Raw genomic sequence first — 17,136 nt, forward strand, 5'->3', positions numbered from 1 at the left:
CCGAAACCCTATTCTAGCACAGGTCCCGTCTTTTCTGAAAGTAATGTAAACAGTTCAGGAACCTCTTACATAATTTTGTCATACAGGCTACCCTAACGATTAGAGCATTTATATTCGAAATAGCCTTGTGCAGCTGCTTGTCTTGCGTCTGTAAACACCTCTTCAGCACGGTAACCATTACCACAAGTGGAGGGATAATAGTACTTGATACCCGTTAAAGGATCTACCCCACCTACGATGGCCGTTTTCTTCACAAGTCTGCCTCCACCGATTGCGTAGTTGTTGATCTTCTGGTCACCCACACCTATACCTTGGATAAAGGCCATAATCCCTGTATCGTTAATGGAGTTGTACCAATCTTCCTGCGCAATCAGGGGCATCGTAAACGTATAGGAAATACCGTTCTTTCTGGCAAACTCATTATGGCGGTTAATCACATCAGCCAGATCATCCTGCACAGTAGTCACAATCCGGCTTTGTCTAACTTGCTCAAATACGCTGGTATTCTGAAGTAAAGGAATCTGAGAGCTAGCAGCGAGTTCTTTTTGAAATCCTTCAATCCATTTCCCTGCGTTTGCGTCATAGGCATATACGTAGTCGTCCAGTGTAAAGTTAATACTGTTACCATTAGAATCTGAATATGTATAAGGTTTCTTGGGGCTCCACACTTGCCTGAAAGAATCTTCACGATGACCCGTCAACTCTGTTTCTGTGGACATCATATAATAGCCATCATAATCCAGAATAACCACGGCAGGAATGTAATTAAACATGTTTCGAATAGCTGCGGGATCATCCTGAATCCCTATATTCAAAGCCATCGTCTGCGTAAATGTTAACAAGGCAAGCTCTTTGTCCGCTTTAACAAACTTGGTTGAATCATAACCGGCTTCATCATTTTGCTTCTCATTTTGATGCATCACTGCACCTGCATCCATGACTGCAGTTTGAAGTGCAGATCTGTATCGTTGGCCAAGATATTGAGCCTCCTCGGCATCTTGCGTATGGAGTGAGATGATCCAAAAGAGCGGGAAAAAGATCAACACAAATACAATGGATAGTTCAGTAATCTTCATTGAGGACCATACCTCCGTATGTTACAAATACTGCTGAAGCCTGAACCGTGCCACTCAACCATTCACGAATGAGCATGGAAGGTGTACGATTTGTATTTTGGAGCGTCACGGTGAAAAAATCCCCTGTCGTCAACGTATATCTTCGGCCAGGATCATCAACCGGTATCACACCTGAGGATGGGAATAGTCTTTCTCGAATCTGAGCTGCATAATATCCATCCTGCACCACTTCATAGGTCCCGTTAAAACTGTTATTGTCCATCGGGTCTATATAGTGAGGTACATATTTCTTATGTAAATGTTCCATCGACACCTCATACACATTGCCCGTCTGGGCCAGTTGCTCCTCAAAATCAGCCAACATTCGAGGTGAAATATACCCTTTCGTTCGGACAGCATCAACAAAACGTGTTACATTCTGAACAGCCGTCATACGTGCTATATCATCCTGCCGATCGGCTGTTTCAGCAGCTGGGTACACATAGAGCAGAAGGACTGCGAGCAATACGGCAAGCAGCTTGGATGCGGCATTAATCAATTCACACTCGCCTCCTTCCAAAAAACAATCTTGAGCAGTTCTCCAGTTTCATTTCTTATAAACTCTGGTCTGTAGGTGGCATCGAGCTGGACAGGAATCGTCGCTGTTTTGCTGACAAGTGGATCGATCACATACGAAGTTCCATCTACCTCCACAGTAATGCCTGTGCCTGTCATCTGTCTAACGGTATGCAACACTTCCGCACCACTATACTGATACGGATTGGTGGTATGCAGTGTTGTTGTCAGCCGACCTTCCATGCCTGCTGTTGTCTGTACTCTGTCGTTCAAGGCCGCTGATAAAATCTTAACATTCTGTTGCCCGTACAGGCAGGCTGTCACAAACAGGACAACCGCCGTACAAAACAACATGAGATGCTGTGTATTCCGGGACATGTTAAACCAACTCCTGTCAGGATTGCTGGAAGATCAGCCCTCTTACCACGTTCGAACGGTCTTTTACGATAATGGCTTTGAATTTACCACTTGGATTGACATATTGATTTTCTTTTTCACTCATGGTCTGGTTAATAATCCCCACTTTATCGTCGGGTGCAATAACCGAGCCGTAGTCCGCATTATTGAGATCCTGTGAAATGTTTAATTGATTGCCGTACCATTGACCCGCTTTATTTTTACCTGTAATAACTTGAATACCGAACTGATCCTTGTCCGCATATTTACGCAGCGCATTCGTTACCTGTGATCCACTGATGGTTGTTCCGTCATATACCGTAAATGCAGCCTGGGACAACTCGGTTTGGATATCAGCAAAATTGTTCTGGGCCGTCTTGGTTGCCTCCTGAGCCGAAATAAACAACAGAACTACAATTGTGATCAAAGCGATTGTTAAGAATATCCCTGCTGCCACCTTTAAAGCGCTTGATGCATTGTTCATGATAAATCCTCCCAAGTTATAAGTTATTAAACTATTTCAGACTGTCACACAGATGAATTGTGCTACAGTTTCTGAATTTGCTCATAATAAATGCTCATCTGTAAGAAGCTCATACCGACTAATGGAATAACCAGATACAAAAAGATAAGGGCGTACATAGGTGTAAATCCAATGGTTCTCCCCCATGATGCTTTGACATCTATCATTTTGCTGTACTCCTGTTTGCGTTGTTCAAAATAAAATGCCATCATGCTCTCGAGATCATCGAAGGCTTCACGTATTGAGATTTTGCCAAGGGCAAGCTGCAATTTATCAACCAGTCTCTGGAACTCGGGCAAACCCGCCTCTTCCTTTAATTGTTCAAGTGCAAGCTCTGGTCCATGTTCAAAATGCAACAAACATTTTTGCAGCGGGCGCTTGAAAATGACGGCAAATCGATTAAGCCACTCCAATATTTCCTCGACTGACATTCGGTCCATCTCACGCAAAATGGAAATTACTGTCTGGAATTGATATATTTCATGTCGCATATCCAACCTTCGCATTTTCCGCTGAAATAACATGAGCCATACGGGCATGTAGTACCCTGCTGCACCCATGAGAATGGCTATAATCATTTCCCACCAGCGTACATATTGCTTGTTATACACCTCAAGTTTCTGCATAATGCGCGTGATGGTCTCATTCTGGGTATCATGGTCTAACTGAACTGGAGATAACTGCTGTAACGCTTTGGAGACTTCTTCGTATGTAGCTCCTCGGTTCATTTCTACACTTTCCAACACGGATTGATCCAACGCTGTTTTTTCCTCAGCTTTCCTGAGATCCGCTTCAGCCATTGCACCAAACATTCGATCATCGCGGATTGGATCATACAAGATGTGGTTACGTTCAACCTGGTGCAACAGCAAGATGCACACCATTGTAAGGACCAAACAACCTGCGAATAACATCACTCGACGAATGGCAAGCCATTCGTATTTCAACTCTGAACTGCTCTCCCTCATGAGCCGTATCGTTTGACTGTACTGTGTACTGCCAGGTTTCGCCGCAAACAACATCGCCAATTTCCGTATGAAGATTTGCTTGTACAGAAACTGATCCAACCATGAATGCTTATGCCCTGACCGATAACGGGTCTCATCGTATTGCTGGAGTCTTTGCAGAAGCAAATAAGCAAGGATGATGATCACATAGATCGATATTTTGGTAACAAAACCGATTTTGCTGCGATAAAATTCATCCATCGTTGGGAAACTGACTCTAGCCCAGCGTTCGATCGGAGCGGTGAATAATACCGGAGCGAGCGCGATGATATTAAGTCCTTTGAGCAGGTAATCCAATTTATCACGCCGCAAAATCTCCAGATGAATCTCCTGAGTCAGATTACCAAGTCCCTTGAGATAGATAGACCCTTGTGCTCTGTCCTTATCCCCGAACTCCATGACCATATAGGAAACGCCTGCGAATCCTTTGAGAAAACGGTTGGGAGCCACTTCATAATAACGCTCAAGTGCTTCATTTGGATCTGGAGAAGTTAGAGCTTCGTAGATCAGTCTTACTTGTTCTGCTGCTTCTCCTGTACCTGCTTCAGCGGCTTCATAGAGCGCTTCCTCAACTATTCCATGCTGATGATACCGATGCCTTACATCTGCAAAGAGATCCAACATCTGCACCAGCAACCTTTTCTCCATACGACTAAGGCACATATCCAATACCAGGCTGTTTAGTACCACAGCACAGAGCACGGACAGTATTACAAAAGCGATACCCGGCTGCAGAAGAAACAGAATGACACTTATGCCGCCATAACCTCCAAGAACAATTAGAACCACTGTCATCGTCAGCCTGCGAAGTGAGGGCTCATCCCCAACATGGCGGAATGAAATACGTTTCTGCACCTGTAGAATATAAGCTGATAGCAATGGCACTTTCATTCCAAGACGGTAGGACTGCAACAAGATTGATCCCAGTCCTTTGAATCCCTTCCCGCTAGGAACAAAAATCACGCCGGATTGACTTGTTGAACCACCTCCTCTGTGACGTAACATGCTTAAAACCAGAAGTGTAATCAGCAAACCCCCTGCACAAATACTTAATACGAGGAGCAGAATCCATTTAATTGTCATGCTGATCACCCCAGTGTTGCTTCATAAACAGTTCAAATTTCTCGGCATCCTGTAATGTCATCTGGTCTCGCATATCCACCATGCTTCCAGAGGAGATTGGAGCTGTTGCAACATACGCTCCATCTCTGTACTCCACAACATTATGAAATGTAAAACCTGCCCTCTCTTCCACGCTATCACCTTGATTCGCACGAGGAAGACACTCCGTAATTCGTTCGATATATCTTCGTCCCTCAGCATCTTTCTTCATATGAACATCGAAGTTGATTACACTCACAACCTGCTCCTCAGCAATATGCTCATGCTGGAACATACCTGTCTTGAGCAAGGAATTTCGGAGGGAGAAGACCAGATCACGAAACGTTTTGGCATGGTGGGTAAACAGGGTGAACAGACTGGCAACCTGAGACATTTGAATCATCCAAGCGGCCACCTCATCACTCGCAACCTCACCGAGAATATTGACGGTACCATCCGTTTTTTTCTGCAAATCAAGCCCTTGTTGACCTGAAATGTGTTCGGTCTCTCGGAAGCTCAAAATATTACGCCGACTATAGATCCGTCTTAATTGAAGTTCAAACGCCATTTCCTGCACCCGAAGGGTGTACGATGCATAGATGTGTTTGACCATAGCCATAAGCAACGTTGTTTTACCAGAACCCTGTGCCCCGGTCACAGCTGTGATCCGGCTTCCTTTCATCAGGTATTGAAGCAATGTAATTGGCAGATCTGCGTTGTTACCCGTAATTAACTGTTCAAGTGAAGCATTCGGAATATCGAACTTCCGGACGAAGAACGCCCACGATTCTGCAAAAGGAGGTCTAACAACAACGACACGGGAGCCGTCTTTCATCTCGTTCACCTTGTATCCACTTGCTTCCGACAACTGTCCGGGGTAATTGTATTTGTATATATTCTGGCATACCCTTTTCAGTTCACGAATACTGCCGAAGGACAGAAAGGATAGATGAATGGACTTACCTTTATAGAAAATCCAGACACTTTCCATACCGCTAAGCGGTTCTTCATGTGCATTATCCTCCAGTCCTTGATCCAGCAAATCATTCCATGATGCCGGTTTTCGAAGTCCCATATTATGAACAGCATCAAGCATACCGCTGACACCACCACTAACACCGTCAATACGTTGGTCCCTTATCTCATCAACAACCGAGAATCCTTTATAATGTTGGTAGATACGTTGCACGATGATATCCGTCTTTTCTCTGAATCCAAGCTCTCGATATTCGCACTCGAACACATACTGAATATCCTCCTCAGAGATATAATAACTTCCTCCATCGTCCGTACCTTCCTCCATTCTCAGTCTGCCAAGATCGTAGGTATCAATCATTCGGGAGAGTGCATCCACACCGAATTGCTGTCGGTACAGATAAAATACAATTTCGAATCGGTCCTGGATCGTCAGCAAATCTGGTTCTGCAAACAAAATAACTTCATCCACATTTGATTTGTTCAGCCCTATGCTTCGGGTCAGGAGATCCCCTATCAGATTTTTGACATACGTTTTGTCGCTGATACTGCCTGAGACACAGCCCTTCAGTGCTTTTCTCATCTCGGCACGCTGATTAATTCTTCGACGATATTCTTCTTCATGCAGACCCGCATCCGCGAGCTGACTATGACTAAGCTCATGAAGTGAGTTCTTCACCTTCTCAATCAACATGTCAATCGTGAATGATTCCTGTTCAGGCACACGAGCACTCTTTGCACGAAGAAACGTTCTATACTTGAACCAGATATAAGTCAGGCACAGAATCAAAATCAAACTTATCCATATGGTATTCCAGAGCATCGGAGGTTCAGGCTCCCCTTTCCAGCCTCTTCAGAACTGTGCGCATACCTGCACCGTCCATAATCAGGCGAGCGAGTTCGCTCATGCTTGCAGCAAAACTCCCTTTACGAATATCCTTATCCTCAGTCAAACTTTCCAACTGCAAGTATCTAGCGACATCTCGCCGATTCATTGCATCTAGGTATCCGGTTGTGTACGGTATCGCAGATATCGTGCCTTTATATCTGAACTGTCGCTTAATATTGGAAAGCGTTGCACGGGAATGCAAATCGTATTTGTTAATGACGACATGTATATTCTTATTGTTCATTCGTTCTGGTAGGATCTCTTCAAAGAACAACTCCAGATTTCGCATATTTTGATCGAGATTAATTACAACATAGTCCGCCTGTTGCAGCTTGAGCTGTGAATCAACACCAGCATGATCCGCATCCAGAAGAACCAGATCATAATACTCGTTAGCTACATTTAGCAGCTTTTTCACTGTCTCACCATGTTCCTGAGGGGAACGTTCCATCTCATCAATTCTTCCGGTTAGGAAATCAAGTCTTTCCTTCAGAAGTGGCTTGGTATAATCCCTGAGATTGTGCTTATTCAGACTGCCGCTCGAATGCAGCCGTTCAATCGCATCCCAGCCACCCTCTTCAAAGGAGAACATAAAATCCGCTGAATCCGTATCTTTGGATGGTAGAGCAGCTTCTGTGCCAGTTCCGGCAAGGCCTGCATTAACAAGTAACACTCTTGTCCTGTAGTGAAGTGCCATCGCATAAGCACTAATTAATGTGCTTGAAGTGCAACCTGTTCCTGCAAAAGGGCTCCAAAAGGTAATTGTGCTCATGCTCTCATCCTCTCTGCTTCTTTCATCGCACGGCGACTGCGAACACTTTCCCAACCTGTTAACTGCTCGACCACGCGACACAACGATTTTTTGTAATTTCGTGACAGAGGTCCAAGATGAACTCGGCGATGATGCTCATTCTCAAGCTTAACTGCAGCTGTTAATTCATCCCACGGAAGCACTAAGGATTCTCCAGTCCACACAAACGGACTGCCCTCCAGATACGCCCACAGATAACGAGCTTCAAGCTTGCAGTCAACCCCGTTAATTAAGAGCCGCTGAAATGACAGCTCACCAGGCAATGACTGTTCTTCAAGCAACCGCTTCAACCAGCCCTTGCCACGTTCCAGATTGTAACGCTCATAATCACTCACCCAGACTCTTACATCAGCGGTTAGCCAGAGATTACGTGATGCAAAATGCGAGGTCTCCATGTCATATAACACATAGTCATAACTGTCCAATCGCTCTCCATTTACTTCAAGATGATTCTCTACAGCTGCTGAAGTGACAAAATGACAAGCGATATCAAATCCTTCAAATTCCGTAATTCGCAAAGACTGCTGACTATCACCCACGCCGTACCCATACTTCTGTTGTAAGGTTCCATCTACGAGTAGGACCTTGTTGCCTGTGGAAGCCAATATCTTGCAAAGATATAACATCAGATCATTCTTCTCACATAAACCCGCAAAGATCCATGTATGCATAGATGTTACAACTCCTTTCTTTTTCCCAAACTCCCTGTTATCTGAATTATTCTAAATTAAACCTCGGATTTCACTTTATTCTCCACCCGTTAACAAGCTCTGTTGTTCTGTTTGTGAAGCATCAGCAGGATCATTTACGCTTCCAGAATTAGCTCCTGCTCCGTTTCCTGAACCATCATTCCACATCACTCCATCCGACGTTGCCGGATTATTGGCTGATGGACGATTGTTATATGTAACTGAGGATTGTGCCACATCCTGTTCAACCCCTTTTGACGGTGCTGTCATGGAGGCGGCCAGTGAACTTTCAAGCGAACTTCGCACCTGTCTGGATAATTCCTGTTCGGCTCGTCGAACAATATTCGGATCACTCTCCAGCAGTTTTAACACTTCTGAATTGGCAGGATACGTCGCGATTGCAGGTGTCTGAAACTGTGGTTCTACATAGGTTAAGGCATAGATTGAAGCTTTATGTAAATAGGCATCTACAATTGCACTTGAGAGTGACAGAATTTCTTCCTCCGTCATCGTAATCCATAAGGTAGCTGCATTGAGTCGCTCCACTTTTTTCTTCGATAAGAGAACATAGTCTTGTCCGGTAGGGAATTGAATACGAACATCAATAATATCTCCCTTAACAAGTGAGGACGGCAGTAATACAACTTGCAGCTCTCGATTTCTTAAATCGGGAGGAGCCGGTACATCCTCATACACCATCTCGGTGGTAATGGCTGTTCCTTTTTTTAACTCTATTTTGGCCACTTGGCCTTCCATCTGCTTGGTACTGGACCAGAGGTTTCGCGGTGCTTGTGCATCCGGAACAGCAATGAGCTTCAGATCCTCCGGTAATATCGGTTCACCTGCTTCAATATCCCGAATCGTAACCCATCCTTGTGCTCCCGAATCCCATTGTTGCTTTAATTCAGCTTCCTTTTCCTCATATGCCGATAAATAACGGGCTTCTACAGCTGACCTGACATCCCCCATCGTTTTGACATTGTAAATAACATATCCTCCGAATACCAACCCTACAGCTCCTGCTCCGATAAGTCCGGCATAGATCAGTTGACGGCTTTGTTTTCTTAATTTAGACAAAAGAGGCTCTCCTTTCGTAATCTCTTCTAATCATGTACTTTCCTTCGTGAAAAGAACGAACGTTTCTTGGGTTGTCGTACCATCATATGCATTAAAATATGTGAAAACACTTTATCCATCTGTGCGTCCTTGTCAAAAGGATCGATATGTAACGGCAGACCATATACACTCGATGTATCCAGAGCTTTACGAATGCGCTGAACTGCCTCACTTGCTGCCAGGGGCAGACAATAGATCCATTTCTCTCGTGGATACCGATGATGTGATCGAACAAAAGCGCCAATCTCCGCCTGTCTCCATTCGGCACCTGAGCCTATAACAATCGGCAGATCTGCACGCAGGAATTCTTCCAGCCGGTTCTGGTCCTGACCACTACCGAGATCCATCACGATGAACTGATAACTCCCCCCAAGCAAAGACAAAATATCCGCTCGCCCGGATTGTTTCCAATAATGCACACCATCCACAGCAAACTGTCTGCCTGCTGGCACCGGTTTACCCGCTTGAGCGATTTGTTGAATCCTTGCAAAGGATTGAGAACGAGGTGACATTTCAATCACAGCTACTTTGAAGTTTTGCCTTTCGAGATAATGACTGATAGCTATAGCCGTGTGGGTAACCCCTACACCAGATGAAGCACCAGTTAGGGCAATAACTCTTGTTCCCCCATTCAAGGTCATCGTTGTATCTCCACCGGGAATTGTTCCGCCGGGTATTCGGAGCAGTTCCTTCCTTACCTCATCGGCAGATTGGAATCGCTCTTCGGCATTATACCTTAACAGTCTTCTCGCCACGGGGATGTATGTCCGCGGAACATCACTCCGGATAGAGCTTTCCACACCCTGAATCCATTCCGTATATGCACCACTTGTCATAAGATACAGTAGCAATGCTCCGAGTCCATATAGATCTGAACGTGCATCGGTCTGACCCGAGCCATATTGTTCTGGAGCGGCAAAACCAGCGGTTCCCAACTTAACGGTATCTTCAGCACTTTGCGGTTTGTAACTTCTGGCGATGCCAAAATCAATTAATCTTACTTCATGTTCCGGCGTGATCATGATGTTTGATGGTTTCAGATCCCTATAGATCACAGGTGGATTCTGATTATGCAAATAACTCAACACATCGAGCAATTGAAGTACAAGCTCCGTCAACTGCTCCATCGGGATCTTCCCACGACACTGCTTGAAATACTCACTGAGTGTTAACCCGTCGATGTATTCCATCACCAAGTATGTGTACCCGTCTTCATCCGGAACAAAAAAATCAACAATTTGCGGCAATCTTGGATGACGAAGAGATGTTAGCAGTGCTGCCTCCGTCTCCATACTGCCTTCATAGGGCATAATCGTTACGCTTTCTTTAATTGCCCATATCTTGCCCGGCAACTTCAGATCCTCCGCCTCGTATACATGGCTCATTCCGCCTGTTCCCAGAATGGATACGATACGATATCTACCTCCCAGCAGGCTTCCGCGTTCCAGCCTGGCCGGATGTCTCATACCAATTCCTCCTTCAATACACAACAAAAAAGGGAAAGCTTCACCGAAGAAGAACAGACCGGATATCCGGTTTTGTTCACTTCGGGATGCTTTCCCTCAGGTTTGTTATGGTTAATATTGGTATCATTATAGTACAGGCAGGAATAGATTGTAAAGCACAAAATTTAATGAGCTTAATCGAATCAATTTCATAATGCCTTTAGCTACTTTAATCAAAGCTAGATCTCTTAATATTTGACCATATAAAGTGTAATCTCTTCCCGGTTATGGAACAACTGCTTGGAACGTTGAATCTGCATCCGCGAACGCTCAAACGTATCAATAACATCTTTAATGAGCGCGAGCGGTTTTTTATGCAATAACTTCACGGTAACAATCGCTGTTCCTCCGGGTTGCAGGCTATATAGAAGATCCGATACAAGTCGGCTCATCAGCTTCGGACTCCAACTCATATCACATACGAGCAGGTCGAATTCTCCTTCACGGAAGCGCACATCCCCTGCATTCTTTTTCAAGAAAGTCAGTTTGGGTGATGCCAGCAGCGTTGCATCCATCTTCGCCGGATCTACCGCCGTTACTTCAAGCCCGCGTTCAAGCAGGAACGAAGTCCATCCACCTGGTGCAGCGCCGATATCAAGTGCTTTATGAAATGAAGTAAAGTCAATGCCAAACGTTTGCTCGGCTTCAAGCAATTTGAACTTAGCACGCGAGATCTGCCCATCTTCTTTTTGAAAACGTACGGCTCCCCCGCTCCAGTCTGACAAGTTCTGTTCAGGTCTGGATATGCCAGCATACAGCATATCATTCGTTGCAAATACAGAAATGACATATTCAGCATCACGTACAACCCATTCACAGCCTAGCTCATCCAGCTTTTCAGTTAGCAGTTGCTTCAATGAGGCTGCATTTTCTTGCCAAAAGGCCCCTTCTGTCTTCCGTACCTGTAGCACGACAGAGGCACCGTTCAATTCCTTATGATTCAACACAAATACAATCAATTTCTCAATAGACTGCTCCGAATCTTCTGTATTCTCCTGAAACTGAACAGGTTGAATATGACGTAAAAACGTTGGATACTCTGCCCACAGCTTATCTGCAACTTCTTCCTCCGCTACAGGCAGACCCGCAAGCAGTATTTCTCCTGGTACGAGTACCGTGCTCTTCACCGCACCAAACGTACGGCGCAACTCTTCCTGAGCATAAGGGGCAAAGCCATGATTGGCTGTGCAGATAAAACGGGAGAAGTTGCCTTCTTCCCAAGACGATTGTGTACTCAAATTGTGTTACCCTCCAGAACGTACGCGTATCCACGGACGACCATTATCCCACTGGATATCGACCGGAACATCGTACGTATGCTTAATTGTATCTTGTGTCAAAACTTCATGTTTGGGGCCGGCTGCCGCAATACGTCCATCGCGGATCAAGGCCACATGTGTAAATAAAGGTACGATCTCTTCAACATGATGTGTTACATACACAACTGTAATGTTACGCTGGCGCAGACGATCAATCTCAGCCAGCATTTTCTCACGTTCATATAAATCTAGGCCGGCACAAGGCTCGTCCATAATCAGCAATTTTGGCTCGGCCATTAATGAACGAGCGAGCATGACTTTTTTGCGCTCCCCTTGGGATAACGTTCCAAGCGGGTTGTTAGCCAGGTTGGCAAAATCCATGTCATCCAGCAAACTAATTGCCTTTGCTTTTACTTCATCCGGAATTGTCTGATAAAAACGCAAAAAAGCATAAGCTCCTGTAGCGACGACCTCCCATACCGGATCTCTTGGTGTGAGTTTCTCAATCAACGTTTGGCTGATATAACCGATTTCCTTACGAACTTCCCTGACGTCACATTGTCCATACAGATTACCGAGTACTTCAATACGTCCCTGGCTTGGAAACATATATCCGTTCATCATTTCCAATAACGTTGTTTTGCCAGAACCATTCCGACCCAGAATAACCCAATGTTCTCCTTGTTCGATGCGCAAATGTACGTCATCCAAAATCTGATTCTCTTCTCGTCTAAGTGAAACATGTTCCATCGAGATTATACTCATTTCAGCACCGCCTTCCGGATCTCCGAGAGCAAATGCTCCACAGAGCTCATCCGATAAACCATTTTTGGAACATCTTGCTGGCCGTCAAAAAGCATCACTGCTGGAACGCTTGAAATTTGAAATTGTTGTACAAGTTCAGGAATGTCATGAATGTTCATTTCGAATAAAATACCTTCTGGCAGCATGTGCTCAACGACCTCTAACATACGCCGTGCTGCCGCACATGTCCCACATAAAGGGGTATATATAAATACAGCCTGTGGCATGCCTTCCCAAACACTACGCATTAACATTTTGGATGTAATTGGCTTCATTAACTTTCTTCTCCCGCGGCAACACGCAGCATGACCTCACCCGTCATTGGTCCATTATGAATGGTTACCGAATCGGGTTTATTGCTATATAACATCTCGTACATCTGGCGTTTCCCAAACATACTGGACGTATGCAAATAGATCTCGCGCGGAAATAAACCTTCTCGTACAATAGATGCCGCGACCTCACCGCCATTGGGCGAATCTGGACCAAGCTCATAATCCAGAGACAAAATGTCCACGTCACCTTCTCTTAGCAGCATCAGGCACTCTTCTGCATTCGTTGCCAGAACAAATCCTTTCGGACATGCCCGATAGTCATCCAAAAAAACATGCATACAATCGCTCCTCTCCCCATTATAACCAGGAACGCATGAGCGCTATATCATCACGGTGCGTTCCATCTTCGCCCGTTTCTGTTTCGAGCACAACAACCGCATTTTGGAACTCAGGCGCCTTTAACAATGCTTTCATTGATTCATTGCCGATATATCCCTGTCCGATCCTCGCATGTCTATCCTTACACAAACCAGACGCATATTTGGAATCATTAAAATGGACAGCAGCAACATTATCCCAATACCCGAGCATCCTGCCCTTATCGAGCATCGCCGCTTCGTTGCCTGACGACCACAAACCTGAAGCAAAAGCATGGCATGTGTCAAAACAAAAAGCAATATGCTCCGGATAACGGCTTAATTTGCGAATCTGTATCATTTCTTCCATTGTCGTGCCCATCGGGCCATGATCACCTGCCTGATTTTCAATCAGCACCTTTGAGTGTCCATTCCAATTTTCCAAGGCGGTATCCAGACAATGAATGAGGTTCTGATAACCCTCCAGCGGATCGTTTGTTTTGATATGTCCAAAATGGACCACCGTCCCAACAGAACCGCAAGCATTCGAAATTTCAAGATCATTGCGAATAGAAGCTATTGTAGCATGAAAGCCCGCCTCTCCACGGGTCATGCCCAACGCCGGATTCGTGGGATAGGGTGAATGTGCAATCGAAGCAAGTCCCTGCTGTTCACACCAATCCCTGCACTGCTCAGCATCCTTGAGGTCCAGACTTTTCAGGCTGAGACTACGCGGGTTCTTCGGAAAATACTGAAACGCCGTTGCCCCCATCTCATACGCTCTCTTGGCTGCCTGAAGAAATCCGCCTCTCGTGCTGACATGTGCCCCGATACCGGTTTTAGGCCTCATGCTGGCAATTCGGACAGAAGAACGCCTTCTTGCCCGTAATTTCCACTCGTTCAATCGTTCCCCCGCAGCGCGGACAAGTCTCGCCTTCCCGATCGTACACGCGACATTGCTCGTCAAAACTTCCTGTCTTCGTATCCCCTTGCATCAGCGGCATTTCCATATAACCGCCCTCAGAAGCTGCTTCACGCAACACGGACTGCAACGAATGGAACAAACGCTCCGTCAGCTCAGGTGAAGCTGCGATATTCTGCGTTTTGGAGCTTGGTCTCAGACCGGCAGCAAAAGCAATCTCATCCGAATAACAATTGCCAATCCCCGCAATAATATGTTGGTTTACCAATGTTGTCTTGAGCGTACCCCGGCGACCTTTCAACAGGGAAGCAAAACGTTCCACATTCATCCGTCGATCCAAAGGTTCAGGTCCAAGATCAGACATCGCCTCTTCGGTTTCTTTCGAAGTAAGCAGATGTAAATAACCCAAGCGCAGTCCGATAAAGAATAAAACGTGATCGCCAAACTGAATTTCCACTTGTGTGGAACGATCAGGACGTTCTTCTTCCGTGCCCCAGAAAATCATACCGCCCAACATAAGGTGCAGCACCAGGCGTTTGCCATTAGCCAAGTGGAAAATCAGATGCTTCGCTCGGCGCTCAACAAATATGATGCGATTACCTGTAAGTTCATTGATAAACAGATCAGGCTCCGTATTTATCGTTTTATCGCGGTTAATTACAACACCTGTAATCAGTAGATCAAGTATTTTCTCGGACAGCAAGGTCCGGTAATTTTCCATTTCCGGTAGTTCCGGCATCGTACATTACCCCTTTTTGGAAGCTTGGTCTGCCTCTTGCGACAGCCACTCCATCAATTTATGCAAATCTTCAAACACATGATCAGGTCGAGCCTTCGCTGCTTGAATGTGTCCATCCATATTATCCCGTGTTGTCACACCGGTAAGTACCAACAGCGTCTCACACCCTGCTGCCACTCCAGCTGCAATATCGGTTCGCATATTATCTCCGATCACTGCCACTTCATGAGACGCCAGGTTTAGCCGGCTAATGGCCGACTTCATTATAACACTCGATGGCTTGCCTATGACTGTAGGATGAACTCCGGTCGCGGCTTCAATTGCTGCTCCAATAGTCCCCGCCCCAGGTGTCAGTCCATCATCGGAAGGAAGCTGCAGATCCGGGTTGGTCATGATGAATTTTGATCCCGCATTAATCCACCTTAGCGCCTTGGTCAGTTTATGATAGGAAAATTCACGATCAATCCCCTGTATCACGTAATCTGGTGCATCTTCCGTCAGCTGTAGTCCTGCTTTTTCTATGGCTTCCAGCAGTCCTGCTTCTCCAATACATGCCACTTTTGCGCCCGGGGACTCTTCAGCAACATATTCAGCAGCTGCCACAGCAGAAGTACATACTTGAGACGCGTCGGCAGGTATGCCCATCCCGTTCAGATGATCTGCCACACCTTGTGGTGTACGGGAAGAATTATTTGTTACGAATAAATACGGCTTTCCTAGCTCTTGCAGTGTTCGAATAAGCTGATCGGCTCCTTCGATACGATGTCTGCCATGATAGAGCGTACCATCCAAGTCAATCAGATAGGCCTTAATCACACACAGCACTTCCTTTCTTCATTCCATTAACGTTTCATGTCCTTAATCATTTACCTCGAACTTGACCGCGATCCTATGTATTCAGGCAAAAAATAATGGCTTGCTGGCATATGCACGCAACAAGTCGAACCGGATCGAACACCGACGGTTTAACTCGCGCGTCTTCTGTACAAGCTTGTCATTTCCTGCGCTTTCCCGGAAAATAATTTGAATCATTTCCCTCTTCATATTGCCCATCCTACACGCTTTCTGACCAGATTGCAAAAGGGACCGCGGGAGTTCCTCTCCCTCAGTCCCGTGCAATTACCCGGATCTTTATATGACGTGTTTAGCCGTGCACTGGTTCGCAATCAGGGTTAAGATTCTTGCTTGCGATGCACGACAGGAATAAGCTGGTGTTCGTTTGCAAGTCTGGTATTCGGGAATACGGACTGCGCCTCTTCCAAAAGTGGCTGAAGTTGATCCTCATCCTTATAGCGTGAACTGAAGTGAGTCATGATTAGTTGCCCTACATTGGCTGCTCTAGCCGCTTCTGCCGCTTGCTTAGAAGTACTATGATAGTACTCATGCGCTGTATCGGCCAGATCATGCATGAATGTAGCTTCATGTACAAGTACATCTGCATTGATGGAAAGTGGCTGTACGTTGTCACATGGACGTGTATCACCCAATATGGTGATCACCATACCACGCTTGGGCGCTCCCAATACATCTTCTGGACGAAGCGAATCACCGTTATCCAGCGTAATGGTTTCTCCACGTTTCAGGCGGCCGAACAATGGGCCTGGTTTCAGACCATATTCCGCCAGTTTGGCTGGGTCCAGGCTTCCTGGACGATCTTTTTCCGTGATCCGGTATCCATAACTGTCAATCCGATGCTCAAGCAAAGCAGCTTCCACGATAAAACTGTCATCCTCGAACAGGACGCCGCCCGTATGTTCCACGATATTCAGATCATAGTTAACCCGGGATTGGCTCAGCTCCATTGTTGTACTGATCATTCGTTCCGTACCTGGCGGACCATATACGGTTAATGGTGTGGTGCCACCTTGATAGGCTCTGCTCGAAAGCAGTCCTGGAAGTCCAAATACATGATCACCATGCAGGTGAGTAATGAATATTTTCTCCAATTTGCTCAGTTTAAGCGGAGAACTTAAAATCTGGTGCTGCGTTCCTTCCCCGCAGTCAAACAACCACAAAGCTCTGCGCTCATCCAACATGCGTAGCCCAATGGAAGTTACATTCCGTTGAAGCGTAGGTACACCAGCATTAGTTCCCAGGAAATATAGTTCCATTCTGGATCGCACCTCTTTCTGTTGCCA

General features: G+C 45.7%; 18 protein-coding genes. All 18 read right to left on the minus strand.

Translation table 11 applies throughout. From position 1 onward, the window contains the following. Positions 1–92: 92 nt before the first annotated feature. Positions 93–1,076: a hypothetical protein gene (locus EL84_RS24000; protein WP_047843386.1), complete on the minus strand. Its 984-nt coding sequence runs from the start codon at positions 1,074–1,076 to the stop codon at positions 93–95. Continuing rightward, positions 1,063–1,614, minus strand: coding sequence for a hypothetical protein (locus EL84_RS24005; protein WP_047843387.1), 552 nt, complete (start codon positions 1,612–1,614; stop codon positions 1,063–1,065). Before EL84_RS24005 ends, EL84_RS24000 begins: the two co-directional genes overlap by 14 nt. Further along, positions 1,611–2,009, minus strand: coding sequence for a hypothetical protein (locus EL84_RS24010; RefSeq protein WP_047843388.1), 399 nt, complete (start codon positions 2,007–2,009; stop codon positions 1,611–1,613). The genes EL84_RS24005 and EL84_RS24010 overlap by 4 nt, the downstream gene beginning before the upstream one ends. 16 nt (positions 2,010–2,025) lie before the next feature. Then, complete coding sequence (locus EL84_RS24015; RefSeq protein WP_036673846.1) at positions 2,026–2,511, minus strand: hypothetical protein; 486 nt, start codon at positions 2,509–2,511, stop codon at positions 2,026–2,028. Between the two features lie 62 nt (positions 2,512–2,573). Next, a complete protein-coding gene (locus EL84_RS24020) occupies positions 2,574–4,640 on the minus strand; it encodes a hypothetical protein (protein ID WP_047843389.1) in 2,067 nt (688 codons plus the stop codon). Next, complete coding sequence (locus EL84_RS24025; RefSeq protein ID WP_047843390.1) at positions 4,630–6,456, minus strand: ATPase, T2SS/T4P/T4SS family; 1,827 nt, start codon at positions 6,454–6,456, stop codon at positions 4,630–4,632. Before EL84_RS24025 ends, EL84_RS24020 begins: the two co-directional genes overlap by 11 nt. A gap of 7 nt (positions 6,457–6,463) precedes the next feature. Further along, the gene (locus tag EL84_RS24030) at positions 6,464–7,294 is read right to left on the minus strand and encodes a hypothetical protein (protein WP_047843391.1); all 831 of its coding nucleotides are present in this window, start codon (positions 7,292–7,294) and stop codon (positions 6,464–6,466) included. Beyond that, positions 7,291–8,004 carry a hypothetical protein gene (locus tag EL84_RS24035; RefSeq protein WP_017688052.1) on the minus strand — a complete coding sequence of 238 codons (714 nt, stop codon included), beginning with the start codon at positions 8,002–8,004 and terminating at the stop codon, positions 7,291–7,293. The genes EL84_RS24030 and EL84_RS24035 overlap by 4 nt, the downstream gene beginning before the upstream one ends. Positions 8,005–8,079: 75 nt before the next feature. Then, positions 8,080–9,099, minus strand: coding sequence for an SAF domain-containing protein (locus EL84_RS24040; protein ID WP_047843392.1), 1,020 nt, complete (start codon positions 9,097–9,099; stop codon positions 8,080–8,082). Between the two features lie 26 nt (positions 9,100–9,125). Then, positions 9,126–10,604 carry a serine/threonine protein kinase gene (locus EL84_RS24045; RefSeq protein ID WP_047843393.1) on the minus strand — a complete coding sequence of 493 codons (1,479 nt, stop codon included), beginning with the start codon at positions 10,602–10,604 and terminating at the stop codon, positions 9,126–9,128. Between the two features lie 227 nt (positions 10,605–10,831). Beyond that, a complete protein-coding gene (locus tag EL84_RS24050; RefSeq protein ID WP_047843394.1) occupies positions 10,832–11,881 on the minus strand; it encodes an SAM-dependent methyltransferase in 1,050 nt (349 codons plus the stop codon). A gap of 6 nt (positions 11,882–11,887) precedes the next feature. Then, on the minus strand, positions 11,888–12,667 hold the full coding sequence (locus tag EL84_RS24055) for an ABC transporter ATP-binding protein (protein ID WP_414855718.1): 780 nt from the start codon (positions 12,665–12,667) through the stop codon (positions 11,888–11,890). Continuing rightward, a complete protein-coding gene (locus EL84_RS24060) occupies positions 12,664–12,981 on the minus strand; it encodes a thioredoxin family protein (protein WP_036673857.1) in 318 nt (105 codons plus the stop codon). Before EL84_RS24060 ends, EL84_RS24055 begins: the two co-directional genes overlap by 4 nt. Further along, positions 12,981–13,319 (minus strand): cyclic-phosphate processing receiver domain-containing protein, encoded by a 339-nt coding sequence (locus tag EL84_RS24065; RefSeq protein ID WP_017688046.1) that lies wholly within the window; start codon positions 13,317–13,319, stop codon positions 12,981–12,983. Before EL84_RS24065 ends, EL84_RS24060 begins: the two co-directional genes overlap by 1 nt. Before the next feature lie 19 nt (positions 13,320–13,338). After that, positions 13,339–14,187 carry a deoxyribonuclease IV gene (locus EL84_RS24070; RefSeq protein WP_036613608.1) on the minus strand — a complete coding sequence of 283 codons (849 nt, stop codon included), beginning with the start codon at positions 14,185–14,187 and terminating at the stop codon, positions 13,339–13,341. Beyond that, on the minus strand, positions 14,177–14,998 hold the full coding sequence (locus tag EL84_RS24075) for an Fpg/Nei family DNA glycosylase (RefSeq protein WP_047843395.1): 822 nt from the start codon (positions 14,996–14,998) through the stop codon (positions 14,177–14,179). Before EL84_RS24075 ends, EL84_RS24070 begins: the two co-directional genes overlap by 11 nt. A gap of 6 nt (positions 14,999–15,004) precedes the next feature. Continuing rightward, positions 15,005–15,814: a TIGR01457 family HAD-type hydrolase gene (locus EL84_RS24080; RefSeq protein WP_047843396.1), complete on the minus strand. Its 810-nt coding sequence runs from the start codon at positions 15,812–15,814 to the stop codon at positions 15,005–15,007. 356 nt (positions 15,815–16,170) lie between these two features. Further along, positions 16,171–17,109 (minus strand): ribonuclease Z, encoded by a 939-nt coding sequence (gene rnz, locus EL84_RS24085; RefSeq protein WP_017688042.1) that lies wholly within the window; start codon positions 17,107–17,109, stop codon positions 16,171–16,173. Between the last annotated feature and the right edge of the window lie 27 nt (positions 17,110–17,136).

Origin of the sequence: Paenibacillus sp. VT-400, assembly GCF_001029205.1 — a bacterium.
Taxonomy (GTDB): domain Bacteria; phylum Bacillota; class Bacilli; order Paenibacillales; family Paenibacillaceae; genus Paenibacillus; species Paenibacillus amylolyticus.

Excerpts from the sequence above, each read along its gene's own strand:
- EL84_RS24000 (WP_047843386.1), bottom strand. The coding sequence starts at position 1,076 with ATGAAGATTACTGAACTATCCATTGTATTTGTGTTGATCTTTTTCCCG.
- EL84_RS24010 (WP_047843388.1), bottom strand. The coding sequence starts at position 2,009 with ATGTCCCGGAATACACAGCATCTCATGTTGTTTTGTACGGCGGTTGTC.
- EL84_RS24015 (WP_036673846.1), bottom strand. The coding sequence starts at position 2,511 with ATGAACAATGCATCAAGCGCTTTAAAGGTGGCAGCAGGGATATTCTTA.
- EL84_RS24020 (WP_047843389.1), bottom strand. The coding sequence starts at position 4,640 with ATGACAATTAAATGGATTCTGCTCCTCGTATTAAGTATTTGTGCAGGG.
- EL84_RS24025 (WP_047843390.1), bottom strand. The coding sequence starts at position 6,456 with ATGCTCTGGAATACCATATGGATAAGTTTGATTTTGATTCTGTGCCTG.
- EL84_RS24030 (WP_047843391.1), bottom strand. The coding sequence starts at position 7,294 with ATGAGCACAATTACCTTTTGGAGCCCTTTTGCAGGAACAGGTTGCACT.
- EL84_RS24035 (WP_017688052.1), bottom strand. The coding sequence starts at position 8,004 with ATGCATACATGGATCTTTGCGGGTTTATGTGAGAAGAATGATCTGATG.
- EL84_RS24045 (WP_047843393.1), bottom strand. The coding sequence starts at position 10,604 with ATGAGACATCCGGCCAGGCTGGAACGCGGAAGCCTGCTGGGAGGTAGA.
- EL84_RS24055 (WP_414855718.1), bottom strand. The coding sequence starts at position 12,667 with ATGAGTATAATCTCGATGGAACATGTTTCACTTAGACGAGAAGAGAAT.
- EL84_RS24060 (WP_036673857.1), bottom strand. The coding sequence starts at position 12,981 with ATGAAGCCAATTACATCCAAAATGTTAATGCGTAGTGTTTGGGAAGGC.
- EL84_RS24065 (WP_017688046.1), bottom strand. The coding sequence starts at position 13,319 with ATGCATGTTTTTTTGGATGACTATCGGGCATGTCCGAAAGGATTTGTT.
- EL84_RS24070 (WP_036613608.1), bottom strand. The coding sequence starts at position 14,187 with ATGAGGCCTAAAACCGGTATCGGGGCACATGTCAGCACGAGAGGCGGA.
- EL84_RS24075 (WP_047843395.1), bottom strand. The coding sequence starts at position 14,998 with ATGCCGGAACTACCGGAAATGGAAAATTACCGGACCTTGCTGTCCGAG.
- rnz (WP_017688042.1), bottom strand. The coding sequence starts at position 17,109 with ATGGAACTATATTTCCTGGGAACTAATGCTGGTGTACCTACGCTTCAA.